Genomic DNA, 15,779 nt, shown 5'->3' on the forward strand with positions numbered 1-15,779 from the left:
TTGAATGTTAAAAAAAGAAGGGAAATAAAGCTTTTTAGCACTTAACTTTACATAATAATTAACTTTCCATAAGATGAGTTATGTGAAGCTTTGCATAATTCGTCGAGGATTAATAAATCTAGCTTTTCTATTTGCTTAAACAATTTCGGTAAAGTTCCTTTTTCATTTGCTTCAAGAAGCCTATTTACCAATCCTGCAACTGTATAGAACTTTACGGACTTGCCAAACTTATGTATGGCATTCAAACCAATCAACGTGGCGAGGTAGGTCTTACCTGCTCCTACTCCTCCATAGAAAATATTATTCTCCTGCTTTTCTATGAACTCTCCATTCAACAGATAATCCTTTGTCATTCCTGCTGGAATCTGAACTTCGCTCCAATCAAACGGCTTTCCCTTCACTTTTGGAAGCGTAGCCTGGTTTAACAAGAGGTTAACCTTACGCTCTTCACGCTGCTGGATTTCTGCTTCAAAGAGCTTGAATAAATACTCTTGATTATTTGAACCTTCCACTTCATGAAAATGTTCCTTAATCCAGCTCAGCTTCAATCGCTTTGCATAGGTTTTAATTTGCTCATTCATTATGCGTCTCCTCCTTTATGGAGTTGGTCATAATGATCGAGGCCACGCGTCGCTTCTGGTAGTTTTGGTAGCGAAATGTTCGGCTTAATATCACTACGGATCCCACGTCCGTTAATAAGTTGATAGAATACTTGTTTAATGGCATCCACGGAGGGATGCCCATGTTCCGAGGCAATGACCAGCGCTTTCGTAATGACACTGAAATCGTGGTCCTTTAAGATTATCGATAATAGTTTCAGTGCTTCTGGCTTTTCGGCAACTGTACAAGCACCAAAATAACTTTTCCATTCTTCCGGAAGCTGATCATAGAAACCGGTATATTTAAGTGCCGTAGGCCGTTTGGCCATCAAATTCAGATATGGCTGCCATTTCATGGACTTTCTGTATTGGCCATACAGTCGGGAATGGCTGACAACGAGTTGTTGGTCATCGTTCAAAATTTCCACTTTGTTATATGAGATTTTCACTAGGACCTTGCCTAGCGCATATCTTGGCGAAGTCGAATACAGGTTAAGATCCAACTTGATATAACCGTATTTATCGGCCTTTAGGGTCTCGTACCTTACACATTCATATGCTTTAGGCGGCAACAGGAGGAATACTGCCCGATCCTCCTCGAATAGCTCTGAAATCGTCCATTCCTTTTGGTAATGCTTCCTTTCGCGGTCTTTCTCCGCCTTGCCCCATAGCCCTTTATTCAAATCGTCTAGATTGATAATATGCAACCCCGGTAAGAGAAAGTTATTCCGGACATACTTGACCATTGACTCAACGTGACCTTTCTCGTTTCCGCTATTGGGATTGCAGAATTCACATTCGAAACCGTAATGTAGAACGAAGTTCTGGAATTCTTCTGTTAATTGCCGTTCGCCATTCGGCAGTATTTTCTTAACGGCAGGTGATAGGTTGTCGAATCGTATAGCTTTTGGTACTCCTCCCATATGGTGGAAGACCCTTTTCATCCCCTCGAGAAAGCACTCTTTGTTTTGAGAAGGGAAGACTTGAAAATAAAATGCATTACTGAATGGGAAGGAAACCACAAGGTATGGCAAAACGATATCTTCTCCTCCGTAAACAAATGGAGCTTCCCCGAAATCCACCTGGGCTGTTCCTGGTACCGACTCTAGTGGAAGTGCAGCCTCATCTACCTCATTGAGGAACTCTGCTTTTCTCTTGGCAACATACTCCCGAACCGTGCGATCAGAGCCTTTAAAGCCATGGTTATCTTGTAACAAATTCCACATCCTCTTGGCGGTTCTACGAAACTTCTTTTTCTTTTTCATGTCCTCCTTAATCCATTCATCCAGGATTGCTTTTACAGGCCCTAATACCGGAGCTACCCTTGTTTGCTTTGTCTTTGGCTTTTGGTTGAAGTCCTCCATTTCTGCATACTTCTTGATCGTTCTTGGATCTCTTCCAGTTCTTTTTGCTACATCTGAATATGTACAGTCTTTATTGTTAACCTCATGTCTGATATAATTAATCTCGGCCACTGCCAACATCTCCTTTAATACCTCCTGCACTGCTTTGTATCCAACAGGAAGTGTATGTGTATTTGGGAATGTTGACAAGTGGTTTTTTTATTTGTTTAACCCCCAGGGACCAACACAAATTAGGTGCCATAACCTACATTTTTATGATGCCATAAACAATTTTTGAATGAGCACGATCCATTTTGGTTCAATATGATTTGCTTCTTCATCTAATCCCAATAGGTACAATGGGGAAACTTGATAATAATTCGATAAAATGACTAAATGTTCACATTTAAAGGATTTGTACTTCCCTTGTTCTAACTTATGAAAACTGTTAATGGCAACCCCTTGCTTATTCTTATTTCTTTCAGTCTTTTCCCTATATCCATTTTCTCTCCTCATTTCTTTTGATTATTTAAGTAGATTGTATTCAGAGGGATCCTCCCTAGACAAATAGCCATATCTCTTTCCTAAATCCTTCTACCCATCCCATTTTCTAACATCCAATGAATAAAATCCCACATGATCAAATTCTAATGAAAATTGTTAAAATAATCAGATATTTTACAAGACTTTACTCAAATTTAACATTCAAAAAATTGGAAGAAATGTTTGACGAGTAGTAAATACCGCCTATAAAATTCGAACCATTAGTACTACCTAAACGTAACTAAATTATCACCAATAGACTATGTTTGTAAAAGGCAACAGCTAAATTTTGGATGGTGTTTGTCTAATATAGTATGACATCTCGAAAAGAACTTGTCTTTATGAATGTTTATGAAGCAGGTGCCCAAAAACGCTGGAAATACTGCCTACCTACGGATATTTCCCGAAATTGTAAGCGTTGAATAGGCAACGCTTACAATTAGTGGGGGATTAAAGCGTTGATTGGAATAACGTTTTTATGCAATTAGTCCCTCCCCTTTATACCGGGGCAAATTCAGTCCCGAAAGGATCGGGAAATGAAATTGGTCGTAATGACCCAAAGAAATCGCCAAAAAAAATGGTAGAATAAGTCACGTAAGGTGGAGTAATTGAGAAATATTCCTAATTACGTCACATTATGTAACAATAGTAAGATCTGTTCGACAATTTTTTTGTTTAGCAGCTATTGCTAGAACGTAATTGATTAAAACGATGGAGGTTATCATGGAAGAAACAATCAGCTTGAAGGAGCTGTTTCTGACACTCAAGAAACGTCTCTTACTCATTCTACTTATTGCAGCAATTGCGACTTCAACGAGTGGTGTTGTTAGTTATTTTCTGCTCACACCGGTTTATGAGTCATCAACACAGCTTCTCGTCAATCAAGCAAAAACTGATCAGCAAGTGTATAGTCCTAATGAGGTTCAAACGAATCTACAGCTCATTAATACGTATAACGTCATTATCAAGAGTCCAGCTATTTTAGAAAAAGTTATTGCACAAGAGACGTTACCGATGACTGCTGAGGAACTAAACGAAATCGTGACAGTTTCAAGTGAAGAAAATTCACAAGTTGTTAATATTGCGGTTCAGCATGAGGATCCGCAGCAAGCTGCAGCTATTGCGAATTCCATAGCCGCTATTTTCAAGACAGAAATTACGAAGATTATGAACGTTGATAACGTAAGTATTTTAACTCAAGCACAGCTTGGTGAAGATTTGTCACCAGTCAAGCCTAAACCAATTCTCAACATGGCCATTGCCTTAGTGGTAGGGGTAATGCTTGGAGTCGGACTGGCATTTTTCCTTGAGTATTTAGATAACACGATTAAATCAGAACAGGATATTGAAAAACAGCTAGGCCTTCCAGTATTAGGTGCGGTAACGGTGATTAATACGGATGGGGAATCAGCTAAAATGGTTAGCCAATCAGCGGTAATCAGAACGCGAGGTGAGTCAGTTGGCTCGTAAAGACAAAAATAAAGCATTTAAATTACAAAACAGAAGTTTAATTTCTATGACAAATCCGAAATCACCGATTGCTGAGCAATTTCGGACGATCCGAACGAATATACAATTTTCAAGTGTTGATGAAGAGGTAAAAACCATCATTGTCACGTCCGCTGGGCCAGCTGAAGGAAAGTCAACAACAACGGCGAATCTGGCTGTTGTCTTTGCCCAACAGGGGAAAAAGGTGTTAATGATTGATGCGGATTTACGCAAACCAACCGTCCATTACACCTTCAATAAAGAGAATTATATAGGTTTATCAAATGTCTTAACAAAACAAGAAACGCTTGGTGAAGCCATTCAAACAACTTCACAAGAAAATCTCTTTGTCTTAACAAGCGGTCCCGTCCCGCCAAATCCGTCAGAACTTCTCGGGTCAAAAGGGATGCAGTCGATGCTTGCGGAGGTTAAACAGGAATTTGATGTGATCATTCTGGATTCACCGCCTGTATTAGCTGTAACAGATGCCCAAGTCTTGTCAAATCTTACTGATGGTGTGGTATTGGTTGTTAGTTCGGGAAAAACAGAAGTGGATGCTGCGAAGAAAGCAAAGGAGCTTCTTCACAGTGCGAAAGCGAAAATACTCGGAGTCGTTTTAAACAACAAGAAGGCTCAGGACAGTCAGTATTATTATTACTACGGTGGAAAATAGTTCCTTCTGCTTTAATCTCGAAATTGCCCTTTTGCGGCATCGTATAGGGAAATGAATGAAATAAGTAATTTTCCTTGGAGGGAAGTATAATGATCGATATTCATAGTCATATTTTACCCGGAGTGGATGATGGAGCCCATTCTGAACAAGATGCGATCAATATGGCGAAGCTGGCGGTGGAAGAAGGAATCACCAAGATCATTGCAACTCCTCATCATCAGAATGGTAAATATCGGAATAATAAACAGGATATTTTAAAGAGGGTAGATGAGCTTAATCATTTATTTCAAAAAGAGAAGATCCCGTTAGAGGTTTTACCAGGACAGGAGACGCGCATCTATGGTGAATTGCTGGAGGATTTTGAAAAGGGCGATATTCTTCCACTCAATCAAACAAATTATTTATTTATCGAACTGCCTTCCGGGCATGTCCCGAGGTATACGGAAAAGCTGTTGTTCGATATTCAAATGAAAGGTTTGACACCGATTATTGTTCATCCTGAGAGAAATGCAGAAGTGATGGAGAATCCTGATCTGTTGCTGAATTTAGTCAAAAAAGGCTCTCTGACACAGGTAACAGCAGGGAGTGTTACCGGGCATTTCGGAAAGAACATTCAAAGGTTTTCTATGAAATTGATTGAAGCGAATTTGACACACTTTATTTCTTCTGATGCCCATAATATTTCCACAAGAAGCTTTAAGATGGTGGAATCGATTTCCAAAATTGAAAAAGAATTTGGCAGCCAAGCCGTTTACTACTTTCAAGAAAATGCTGAACTTCTTACACAAGGGCAGGTGGTGTACAGACAAGAACCAAGTAAAATCAGGCAGAAAAAATTTTTAGGGCTCTTCTAATAAAATAGGAGTCACATTTAGCTGCCAGGTTATGTTTAAAAACAATGACTCCTGATATTTGCAAATATCACGTGCAAAACAGCAGGTTTGTGTCGAATGATGTCTGAATATTCTGAATTGTTGTGAGGGAATATACTTTGGAAATGGACATGATCATTGGTTAGACTGCCTGAATTTGTTGAAGAATCTTGTGTCAATTCTTTTCTGTGAATACCTCTTAAAAATTAATAACTTTAGAAAAAGGTGAACGAATATGAAAATTGCCGTAGTTGGAACTGGTTATGTTGGGTTAGTGACGGGTACATGCTTATCTGAGATTGGTCATCATGTAACATGTATCGATATTGATCAGGTCAAAGTAAATAAAATGCGTGAAGGAATCTCTCCCATTTATGAACCGGGTCTTGACGAATTGATGAAAAAAAATATTCAAGAAAACCGTCTGTTCTTTACAACCAATCATGATGAAGGCTTTCATGAGGCAGATGTTATCTATATTGCTGTAGGTACTCCGGAAAAAGCGGATGGTTCAGCTAATCTTACATTTGTTGAGCAGGTAGCAAAGGATATTGCGGCACATGTGAAAAAAGATGTCGTTGTTGTCACGAAAAGCACCGTACCGGTTGGCACAAATGATTGGATCAAATCAGTGATTGAACAGCATCTTGTTCATCCGGTAAAAGTAGATGTCGTATCAAACCCAGAGTTTTTACGAGAAGGATCTGCCATCTATGATTCGTTTAATGGAGACAGAATCGTTGTTGGCGCTGAAAATGAAGCAGCAGCCGCAATGATCGAGGAAATTAATAAACCATTTGGTATTCCGATCATGAAAACAGATATTCGCAGTGCCGAAATGATTAAATATGCGGCCAATGCATTTCTTGCGACAAAGATCAGTTTCATCAACGAGATTTCCAATATTTGCGAAAAGCTTGGCGCAAATGTTGAGGATGTTGCCAATGGAATGGGCCAGGATGGACGAATTGGCTCGCAATTTTTAAATGCCGGGATCGGTTATGGAGGCTCCTGTTTTCCGAAGGATACAAAGGCGCTTGTGCAAATTGCCGGCAATGTTAAATATGACTTTGAGTTATTAAAGGGCGTCATTCGCGTCAATCAAAGGCAGCAGGAAATTCTTTTTGAAAAGCTAAAAAGTCGCTTCGATCAATTAGAAGGAAAGAGAATTGCAGTATTAGGATTGGCCTTTAAGCCTAACACAGATGACATGAGAGAAGCACCGTCCATCGTCATTACGAAAGAATTGCTTGTAAAAGGAGCAGAGGTGGTTGCTTATGATCCTGTTGCAATGGACAATGCCAAAAAAGTTTTAGATCCCAACATCAACTATGTTTCTAGTGCGATCGAAGCCTTGCAAGGGGCTGATGCGGCATTAATCTTAACGGAATGGAATGAATTCAAAGATCTTGATATTGGAGTATTTAAGGAATTGATGAAAACTCCTGTTATTTTTGACGGTCGTAATTGCTATGACCTTTCAATAATCAAAAACTATGAAGTTGAATATTACTCAATGGGTAGACCGTCTATTAACTCTTTACATTTACTAAGTGTTGAATAAATAGGAGGAATTTAACATGACAAAAGTGAGAAAAGCCATTATTCCAGCAGCAGGACTAGGAACTCGATTCTTACCAGCAACGAAAGCAATGCCAAAGGAAATGCTTCCGATTTTAGATAAACCAACGATTCAATACATCGTCGAAGAAGCGATTGCTTCAGGGATTGAGGATATTATCATCGTGACAGGCAAGGGAAAACGCGCGATTGAAGATCATTTTGATGTGGCACCGGAGCTTGAACGGAACTTATCTGAAAAAGGCAAAACAGACTTGCTTGAGAAAGTCCAGCATTCCAGCAATCTAGCAAACATTCACTATATCCGTCAAAAGGAACCAAAAGGCTTAGGCCATGCTGTATTGTGTGCAAAACAATTTATTGGCAATGAACCATTTGCTGTCCTTCTGGGAGACGATATTGTTGTGAGTGATACGCCGTGCTTGAAGCAGTTGATGGATGAATATGAAAACACGAACTCTTCAGTCATTGGCGTTCAAACAGTGGCAGATAACCAAACTCATCGCTATGGGATTGTTGATCCTAAAGTTATTGAAGGACGACGTTATCAAGTCAATAACTTTATTGAAAAGCCTGCTCCTGGTACTGCGCCATCAAATCTTGCGATCATGGGACGCTATATCCTGACTCCTGACATCTTCAGCTTTTTAGAGAAGCAGGAATTAGGTGCCGGCGGAGAAATCCAATTGACAGATGCGATACAAGAATTAAATAAAATTCAACATGTCTATGCATTTGATTTTGAAGGAATTCGCTATGATGTCGGCGAGAAGATGGGATTTGTGAAGACAACGATTGAATTTGCGCTGAATAATGATGAGCTGGGTGAAGAGATCTTCAATTTTATGGAAAAGCTTCTGGAAGAAAGCAAATTCCGTAAGCAAGAAGTGTAAGAAGAGGTGGATAAACAATGAGGGAGTCTTCAGCAACAGCTATTTCATATATTGATCCATCGATTAAAAAAACATTAGCAAGCACGCAATCCTATGAAAGATGGAAGAGATTGATTGATATCGTCGGTTCAGTTATCGGTCTTATCATTTGCCTTCCGCTGTTTCTTCTCGTCGCACTCTTAATTAAGCTTGAAGATCCGAAAGGGAAGGTCTTCTTTTCACAAGCAAGAGTAGGACTTAATGGGAAGGAATTTAAAATGTATAAGTTCCGTTCGATGGTGCATGATGCAGAAGCGCGGCTGGAAAAGCTGCTGGCACAAAATGAAGTAGAGGGCGCCATGTTTAAGATGAAGGATGATCCTAGGATTACAAAGGTCGGGAAAATCATTAGGAAAACCTCCATTGATGAATTGCCTCAATTTTTTAATGTGTTAAATGGCAGCATGAGCTTGGTGGGGCCTCGTCCCCCGCTGCCAAGAGAGGTAGCAGAATATAACGATTATCACAAACAACGGCTGCTAGTAAAGCCAGGTTGTACAGGCTTATGGCAGGCTACGGTTAGAAACAGCGTTGGTTTTGAGGAAATGGTGGAATTAGACCTTACCTATATTAAAAAGAGATCCATTCTCTTTGATATTAAGATCGTCTTTATGACTGTTATTACATTAATAAAAGGAAATGCATATTGATGAATGTTTATGCGAATCGCAAGCTTTACAATTTCTTATATGTATTGATCATACCTGTTATTTATTTCCTTGTGGTCGTACTTAATAAGCTGCAACTAGAGAAATATTTTCTCATGCTAAGCGTTGTATCCTTAGTGATGTTACTTGTTTTTATAGTGTCGAAAAAGAAAACCTTTCTATACGGTTTGCTTTTTGCGACACTCGCTTTTAATATCGAGTATCCAATTATCGCAGAAGGTCTCGGATTTGGGGGCACACATGTAGGAGGGTTACGAGCAGCTGTTGTGGTTAACCACTTTCAGCTGATCATTTTTACGATCCTTGCATGGACTTATATTGCCAAACCGGAGAAGCCAACAATTGAAAAACAGAATGATTCATTTATGATGACTGTTTTATGGATCTTTTTCTTTGGGACGGCACTGCTCTCTACCTTCTTATCCGAAAATACCTTCGCTTCATTATATGTTTTGTTGCGGTATATTTGTTTATTCTTTTTAGCATTCATCCTGATAAGGAACCGCCTGACATTGAATTTGACCTATATGATCTATGGGCTGATGGTTCTCATCCCTGTGGAAATGGTCATCAGTCTCATCCAGTTTGTAACCGACAGCTATGCAGGATTTCGTATCTTAGGGGAAAGCTATGAGCCATTTCGGGCAACATCTCTCATCGATGAATCTGAAAAAGGCGTGAGCGGAACTCTTTCCCATCCAGGGATTATGGGCCTGTTTCTCTCGCTCACCATTCCATTGCAGATGTATTTCTTTCTTTCGGACAGGAAATATGCGTTTAAAAAAATGAGGTTCATCTTATTCCTTTTAACGATGGTGTTAATCATTCTTACAGCATCGCGAACCTCGCTCTTTATTACGCTTTTTGCGATCGGAATGTTGTTTCTGTTTCATGTAATCGGACAGAAACGGTTTAAAAAATCGAGTGTGTTGATTGTGTTATTTTCCATCATCCCTGTTTCAGGCATCTTTTTCTATGCCTTGTCTAAGCTGGGGATTGTTGAACGGTTTCTTAATAGCGATTTTATTTACCAAATTTTTTACCGAAGCGATTTAAATGTGATGGCACTCTCTATTTTCGGTGAATCAGCCAAGAATATGATTTTTGGTACAGGTTTAAATGCTTATACTGATGTAATCTCCTCACGAGGTACAGGCTTTGCCTATGAGCATCCGGTGCATAACTTCTTTCTGCTTATGCTTGTTGAGGGTGGTATCCTGCATTTCTTAAGCATCGCGATCTTTTTTGTTTATATAATAGCGATTTTGATTAATAGCATCCGCTTAGGAAAGCAGCGATTGCTGGCATTTACCCTGTTCGTGACGATCGGCATTTCCTTTATTTATTGCATGTTCGGCTGGGCGATGTACCATAATCAAAACATGTATTTCATGACAATCATTTTAATTTTAGCGTATCAACTTCGATACGATGAGGGTGAGCAAAATGAGTAAAACATACTTAGGCTATTACGGCATGTTAAATCTCGGCGATGATTTAATGCTGAAGACGTTATTGGAAACTAATACGAGTGAAAAAAGAACGGTGATTCAATTTAAAGATAATCCCCTGCCAGGACAAGACAAGAACATCACGTTTTTAACATGGCCTGATGGGAAATTTGCCAAAATCACCTTCGCGCTTCGCTTTATTTTGGAATCAAAAGAAGTCATCTTTGGCGGCGGCACCTGCTTTACTGATGAGGATGGCGACGGCTTTTTTAAATACATGGTCATGGCAAAGCTATTAGGGAAAAAGGTGAAATATAAAGCAATTGGGATTGGAAATTTAAAGCGTAAATCACGGATTTTCAAAACGAAACTATTATTATCGATTGCTGATGAAATCACAGTTAGAGATGAACAATCCTTTAACAGGGCCAAAAAATTCACCAATGATAAGAAGCGAATTGTGAAGGAAGATGACTTAGCGATTAAGTCGATCGGGGACATTATCGCAAAGGAAAAATTCCAAGTGAATCGCAAGGAGCCGTACTTAGCATTGGGATGGAGAGATTTAAAGAGGTATGACTGCAAGGAATGGAATGACCCCAATTATGTGGTTGATTACATTTTAAAGCTAGCGAATGAAAAAGGCTTGAAGAAAATCGTGATGTTTGATGTCGATTCTTATTTTGACGCCGGCATTAATCAAACTCTCTATGATTTGCTGGTGAAAAAAACAGACTTGGAAGTAATCTACAACAAGAGTACGGACATGAATGAAAAGATGAAAGTGGTTTGTGAATCAAGCTTTGTCTTTACGTCAAGATTGCATGTTGCGGTCATTGCTGAAGAGGCAACGATTCCATGTGAAGCCCTAAATTACTCACCGAAAATTAAGTATTATGTCGATGAAGTTCGCAGTCAGCATGTCAAAGTAGTGTTATTTTCATGAAGCTGATTTTTCTCTATTTATTTCAGCTATTGTCAGTACTATCAGGGTTTTTCTATCAGGTCATTCTGGCAAAGAACGTAACGGTTGAGGAGTTTGGGACCTTAAATGTCATTTTAACCGCGATTATTATTTTCGGAACGATCGGTTCGTTCGGGATTGGTCCCAATCTTCTTAGAATCTATAACAAATTTAATCTTACACAATCGATCAAGCCTATTTTTACGTTGCTGATGCTAACAAGCTCGATTTCTATATGCATCTTTAGTCTTTTCTTTTTTGCTGTTGTTGATGATATAACCTTTATTCTCTTGATCTTTTCGATTGTTTTATTGGTAACAAGGATCTTTACGCCTGTTACAGAAGCTGTTTTTCAGATCAATGATCAAATGGTCTCTTTGAGCTTATTACGATTTTACCAGCAGTTTGCAAGATTGTTGGCAGCTGTTCTATTAATCTTTTTACCTTTTAAAGGTTTGGATTTTTTAATGTTAGCTGGTGCTTTATCGCTTCTTTCGATTTATATTTCGATTGTTTCATTTAGGGATCTGAAGCAAAAAAAGAACAACTACGAGGATTCGGTTATAACCGATGTGAAATCGGCTTTTTCATTTACGGTGCCATACGCAGGGGCGAGCATCTATTATCAAATTTATTTTCAGGTGAATATAATCCTTTTCGGTCTTTTGCAAATGGATACAGAAGCGGCCTATTATTCAGCGGTTTTTAATTTCATGAATGTGGCAAGTGTTTTTCTGCTGCTTTATTTTCAAACCTATATGCTTCCAAAGATTCACCAAAACTATCGCTATGACTATTTTGCGGCGTTCAGAAAAACGACGATCATGTTAGCTCTGTTATCGATCATCCCAATTTCACTGATTAGTTATTTTGGGCAGGAGATTATTCATCTGGCATATGGAGATGATTTGCTAGACGCAAGTATTTATTTTTCCATCATGATCTTTTTTGTTCCAATCCGAATTTTAATCAATGGATTTGGATCCTTATTAATCAATGAAGATACAGTTGAGCAAAAATCAATTATTCAACGATACGCAGCCATTATTTCGATCATTATCGGCTTCCTATTTATTTATTTATGGGGCGTACTAGGCGCCATTGTTTCTTTCTATATCGTTGAACTATTTATTTTAATAAGATTTTCACTCTTGGTGTCGAGAACAATAAAAAAATTAAGGAGCATCTAATATGGAGTTTATCATATGGGGAAAATATCAATCTAGAGCGGAACGATTAGCAAGCTATCTAGATTGTAATATCCATTATATACATTCGGATCAATCAATACTTGTTCGGTATATGTCTAGTCTTATCACGTCCTTGAAGATTATGTTGAAATCCAAATCTGACACGTTTATTATCCAGCTTCCTCCTAATTTAATTATCTATCTGCTTCCTTTTATTAAGATGTTTAATAAAAGAGCGAAAATCATTCTTGATATGCATAATGGCGCAACAAGGGGGAGCTGGGGGAAGCTGCCTTTTATCTGGAAGATCATGAATAAATATTCAGATCTCATTATTGTGCATAACGAGGATTATTTCAAGGAAATCACGAGTTCAGGCAAGCTAACGACGAAGTTAATCGAAGTGCTGCCTGATCCGCCGGCAGAAAAACATCGAACGACAATTTTAGGTTTAAACCATTCGGATTTCTTGAAAGAAGACAAAACAAATGTCCTGATTCCTTGTTCATACAACCCGGATGAACCGATTTTTGAACTGGTGGAATTAGCCAAAAAGAACCCTGATCTTCATTTAATTTTAACAGGGAATAAAAATAAAGCCTTCAAGCTATTAGGTGATACAGATATTCCAAACAATATTACATTCTCCGGCTTCATAAGCGCAGAGGAATACAAATATTTGTTCTTGCATGCTGATGTCGTAATGGGCTTAACAAAGAATGAAAATATTCAATTAAGTGTCTCGACGGAAAGCTTGTCCTTTGGAAGACCGGTTATTCTCTCTGATACGAATACCTTAAGGAAGCTGTATCCAAATGGCTTTATTTTTACGGATAACAAGCCTGAACAAATGAGTGTCAGCATTAAGCAATATTTAGACGATTATAAAAAGCTGACGCAAGAATTAAGTGAAGTTCGACAAGAAAAAATCAATATGTGGAACGTGAAATTATTACAGTTGAGAGGAGAATATAATCTATGAAAATTCTATTTACCTCTTCTACGGGCGGGCATTTGGAGCAATTAAAAGTTTTAGTTAACGAATTAAATGTTGGAAAAGAGACAGAGCGCTACGTCTTAATTGAGAAAAGCCCTTTTGAGAATAAATTTTTAAATGTGAAAGATGTGTTTTATTTTGTTCAACAGGATCGCAAGGATAAGTATTTTATCTTTAAGTTTATCAAAAACATCTTTACAGCCTTTAACGTTTTACGAAAAGTAAAGCCTGACTTTTTGCTAAGCACAGGGGCAGGCGCCACATTGCCGGTGATTGTCCTGGCTAAATTATTCGGAACGAAAGTCATTTATATTGAGAGTCTTGCCAAAATCAACAATCTGACGATAACAGGTAAAATCAGCAGCAAATTCGCCAATCGATTTTATGTTCAGTGGAATGAACTATCACATAAAATACCAAATACCGTTTATAAAGGAAGATTATATTGATATTTATTACATTAGGAACGCAAAGATTTCCATTAAATCGGATTGTTGATCAGGTGAAGGAACTTAGAAAAACATATAAAGGCGACATCGTGATTCAAAATGGCTACACAAAATGTGATCTGAGCGGGGTTCTTTCCCAAAGCTTTATGGACAGCGAGCTGTTTGTTAATTACATCAAAGAGGCTGACATTGTGATTACCCATGGAGGCACTTCCAGTATTATTAAATCGCTTGAAGCGCAAAAGAAGGTTATCGCTGTTCCGCGCTTAGCTAAATTTAAAGAGCATGTTGATGACCATCAGCTTGATATTTGCTTAACCTTTGAGGAAAAAGGCTACCTTACCGTTTTAAAAGAGGATGAACATATCATCGATAAAATTGAAGGCTTGAAAACACAAACGTTTAATAAATATATCAGCAATAAGCGTGATCTATTAAATGATATTGCACACTATATCAAACAGGTTGGTGAATATGCATGAAATTGATTCTATTATCCGGCGGGAGCGGAAGCCGATTATGGCCGCTTTCAAATAATGCAAGGTCCAAACAATTTTTAAAGGTATTGAAAAATGAACAGCAGCAATTAGAATCAATGGTGCAACGAGTTTGGGGGCAGTTAAATACAGTTGGTCTGGCAGATTCAACGATTATTGCGACGAGCAAATCCCAAGTTGATATGATTCAAAGCCAGCTGAATAATGCGGCTGATTTAGTGATTGAGCCTGTGAGAAGAGATACGTTTCCAGCCATAGTCCTTGCTGCTTCCTATCTGCATAGTGTGAAAAAGGCTTCATTAGATGAAGTCGTATCGGTTTTACCAGTTGACCCTTTTGTTGAAACCTCGTTTTTTGAAAGAATGCTTGATATGGAAGGTGCATTAAAAGCTAGCCATGCTAACATTGCGTTAATGGGTGTTCAGCCGACCTTCCCATCTGAAAAATATGGGTACATTGTTCCTGATCCTGATCCAAAAACGAGCGATTATCAAGTTGTCAATCGCTTTGTCGAAAAGCCAAAAGAGAGTCATGCGAAAGAGTTAATAGAAGCTGGAGCGCTTTGGAATTGCGGAGTGTTTTCTTTTAAACTGGAATATATCATCAACCTTCTTAAAGAGAAAGGTCTTCCAACCAATTATGATGAATTGCTGGCGGGCTATGGGGAATTGCCAAAGATCAGCTTTGATTATGAGGTTGTTGAAAAGGCTGAGAAGATTGTCGTTCTTCCTTATGATGGATATTGGAAGGATTTAGGGACATGGAATACGTTGACAGAAGAAATGGCAGCTGGGTTAATCGGAAAAGGCCAAATTAGCCAGGAATGTGAAAACACGCATTTAATTAATGAATTGGATATTCCGGTCGCTGTCATGGGATTATCAAATGTCGTGGTAGCGGCAAGTCCTGATGGAATATTGGTTACTGAAAAAAGCGCAAGCCCTCGCGTAAAAGAAGTGGTATCCAATCTAGTTGATCGTCCGATGTATGAAGAACGTCGCTGGGGCTGGTATAAAGTCCTTGACCATAGTAAGTTTGACGGCGGAAACGAAGTTCTGACAAAGCGAATCGGTGTAAAAGCCGGTAAAAATCTTAGCTATCAGTTTCATCATCAACGAAGTGAGGTATGGACAATTGTCAAAGGAGAAGGTGTCCTTGTGTTGAATGGCAAGATGAGCGTGGTCAGACCGAATGATGTCATTCAAATTAACAAAGGTGAGTATCATGCGCTTAAGGCAGTAACAGATCTAGAGCTGATTGAAGTGCAAAGCGGCAGCGAGCTCATCGAAGAGGATATCGTCCGAGTGATAATGAACTGGAATGAGATTGAAGAGCTTTGTTATGCTCCTTCTAATTAAACTCAAATTCTATAAAAAATTGTATCTTGAAGCGCTCTAAGCGCTTTTTCCTTTGTTTATAAAATAGTTGGACGCTTCACAAGCAAGTTGTTTTTAAAAGGAGCCATTCCTGTAATGAAGAAATTTGAGGATTGAAACAAAAAGAGCCCTCTTGGTATAGTACGAGGTGTCCGC

The 15,779-nt window shown here is 38.7% G+C and carries 14 protein-coding genes and 1 pseudogene; 13 read left to right on the top strand and 2 right to left on the bottom strand.

Annotation, left to right across the window (positions count from 1 at the left end):
* Positions 1-95 precede the first annotated feature (95 nt).
* Positions 96-581, bottom strand: a pseudogene (locus tag Q1B07_RS23585) (ATP-binding protein); the annotation flags it as partial.
* Entirely contained in the window at positions 581-2,083 is a 1,503-nt protein-coding gene (gene istA / locus Q1B07_RS23590; protein WP_299094520.1) for an IS21 family transposase, read from the bottom strand. The gene istA and the pseudogene Q1B07_RS23585, both read right to left, overlap by 1 nt.
* Before the next feature lie 1,125 nt (positions 2,084-3,208).
* On the opposite strand from istA, the gene Q1B07_RS23595 reads away from it, so the two are divergent.
* The 13 genes from Q1B07_RS23595 (at position 3,209) to Q1B07_RS23655 (ending at position 15,605) form a co-directional block, all read left to right on the top strand.
* Entirely contained in the window at positions 3,209-3,955 is a 747-nt protein-coding gene (locus tag Q1B07_RS23595; protein WP_299094519.1) for a Wzz/FepE/Etk N-terminal domain-containing protein, read from the top strand.
* 46 nt (positions 3,956-4,001) lie between these two features.
* Positions 4,002-4,646 (top strand): CpsD/CapB family tyrosine-protein kinase, encoded by a 645-nt coding sequence (locus Q1B07_RS23600; protein WP_299094521.1) that lies wholly within the window; start codon positions 4,002-4,004, stop codon positions 4,644-4,646.
* Between the two features lie 89 nt (positions 4,647-4,735).
* Complete coding sequence (locus Q1B07_RS23605) at positions 4,736-5,500, top strand: CpsB/CapC family capsule biosynthesis tyrosine phosphatase (RefSeq protein ID WP_299094518.1); 765 nt, start codon at positions 4,736-4,738, stop codon at positions 5,498-5,500.
* A gap of 253 nt (positions 5,501-5,753) precedes the next feature.
* On the top strand, positions 5,754-7,082 hold the full coding sequence (locus Q1B07_RS23610; RefSeq protein ID WP_299094517.1) for a UDP-glucose/GDP-mannose dehydrogenase family protein: 1,329 nt from the start codon (positions 5,754-5,756) through the stop codon (positions 7,080-7,082).
* 16 nt (positions 7,083-7,098) lie between these two features.
* Entirely contained in the window at positions 7,099-7,992 is an 894-nt protein-coding gene (galU, locus tag Q1B07_RS23615; protein ID WP_299094516.1) for a UTP--glucose-1-phosphate uridylyltransferase GalU, read from the top strand.
* 17 nt (positions 7,993-8,009) lie between these two features.
* The gene (locus Q1B07_RS23620) at positions 8,010-8,681 is read left to right on the top strand and encodes a sugar transferase (protein WP_299094515.1); all 672 of its coding nucleotides are present in this window, start codon (positions 8,010-8,012) and stop codon (positions 8,679-8,681) included.
* Complete coding sequence (locus tag Q1B07_RS23625; protein WP_299833915.1) at positions 8,678-10,153, top strand: hypothetical protein; 1,476 nt, start codon at positions 8,678-8,680, stop codon at positions 10,151-10,153. The genes Q1B07_RS23620 and Q1B07_RS23625 overlap by 4 nt, the downstream gene beginning before the upstream one ends.
* On the top strand, positions 10,146-11,096 hold the full coding sequence (locus Q1B07_RS23630) for a polysaccharide pyruvyl transferase family protein (RefSeq protein ID WP_299094513.1): 951 nt from the start codon (positions 10,146-10,148) through the stop codon (positions 11,094-11,096). The genes Q1B07_RS23625 and Q1B07_RS23630 overlap by 8 nt, the downstream gene beginning before the upstream one ends.
* On the top strand, positions 11,093-12,304 hold the full coding sequence (locus Q1B07_RS23635) for an oligosaccharide flippase family protein (protein ID WP_299094512.1): 1,212 nt from the start codon (positions 11,093-11,095) through the stop codon (positions 12,302-12,304). The genes Q1B07_RS23630 and Q1B07_RS23635 overlap by 4 nt, the downstream gene beginning before the upstream one ends.
* Position 12,305: 1 nt before the next feature.
* Positions 12,306-13,286 carry a glycosyltransferase gene (locus Q1B07_RS23640; RefSeq protein ID WP_299094511.1) on the top strand — a complete coding sequence of 327 codons (981 nt, stop codon included), beginning with the start codon at positions 12,306-12,308 and terminating at the stop codon, positions 13,284-13,286.
* A complete protein-coding gene (gene pssD, locus Q1B07_RS23645) occupies positions 13,283-13,750 on the top strand; it encodes a PssD/Cps14F family polysaccharide biosynthesis glycosyltransferase (protein WP_299094510.1) in 468 nt (155 codons plus the stop codon). The genes Q1B07_RS23640 and pssD overlap by 4 nt, the downstream gene beginning before the upstream one ends.
* On the top strand, positions 13,747-14,232 hold the full coding sequence (pssE, locus tag Q1B07_RS23650; protein WP_299094509.1) for a PssE/Cps14G family polysaccharide biosynthesis glycosyltransferase: 486 nt from the start codon (positions 13,747-13,749) through the stop codon (positions 14,230-14,232). The genes pssD and pssE overlap by 4 nt, the downstream gene beginning before the upstream one ends.
* On the top strand, positions 14,229-15,605 hold the full coding sequence (locus Q1B07_RS23655) for a sugar phosphate nucleotidyltransferase (protein ID WP_299094508.1): 1,377 nt from the start codon (positions 14,229-14,231) through the stop codon (positions 15,603-15,605). The genes pssE and Q1B07_RS23655 overlap by 4 nt, the downstream gene beginning before the upstream one ends.
* Positions 15,606-15,779: the final 174 nt, after the last annotated feature.

It is taken from the genome of uncultured Metabacillus sp., assembly GCF_947503125.1.
In the GTDB taxonomy this organism is placed as follows: domain Bacteria; phylum Bacillota; class Bacilli; order Bacillales; family Bacillaceae; genus Metabacillus.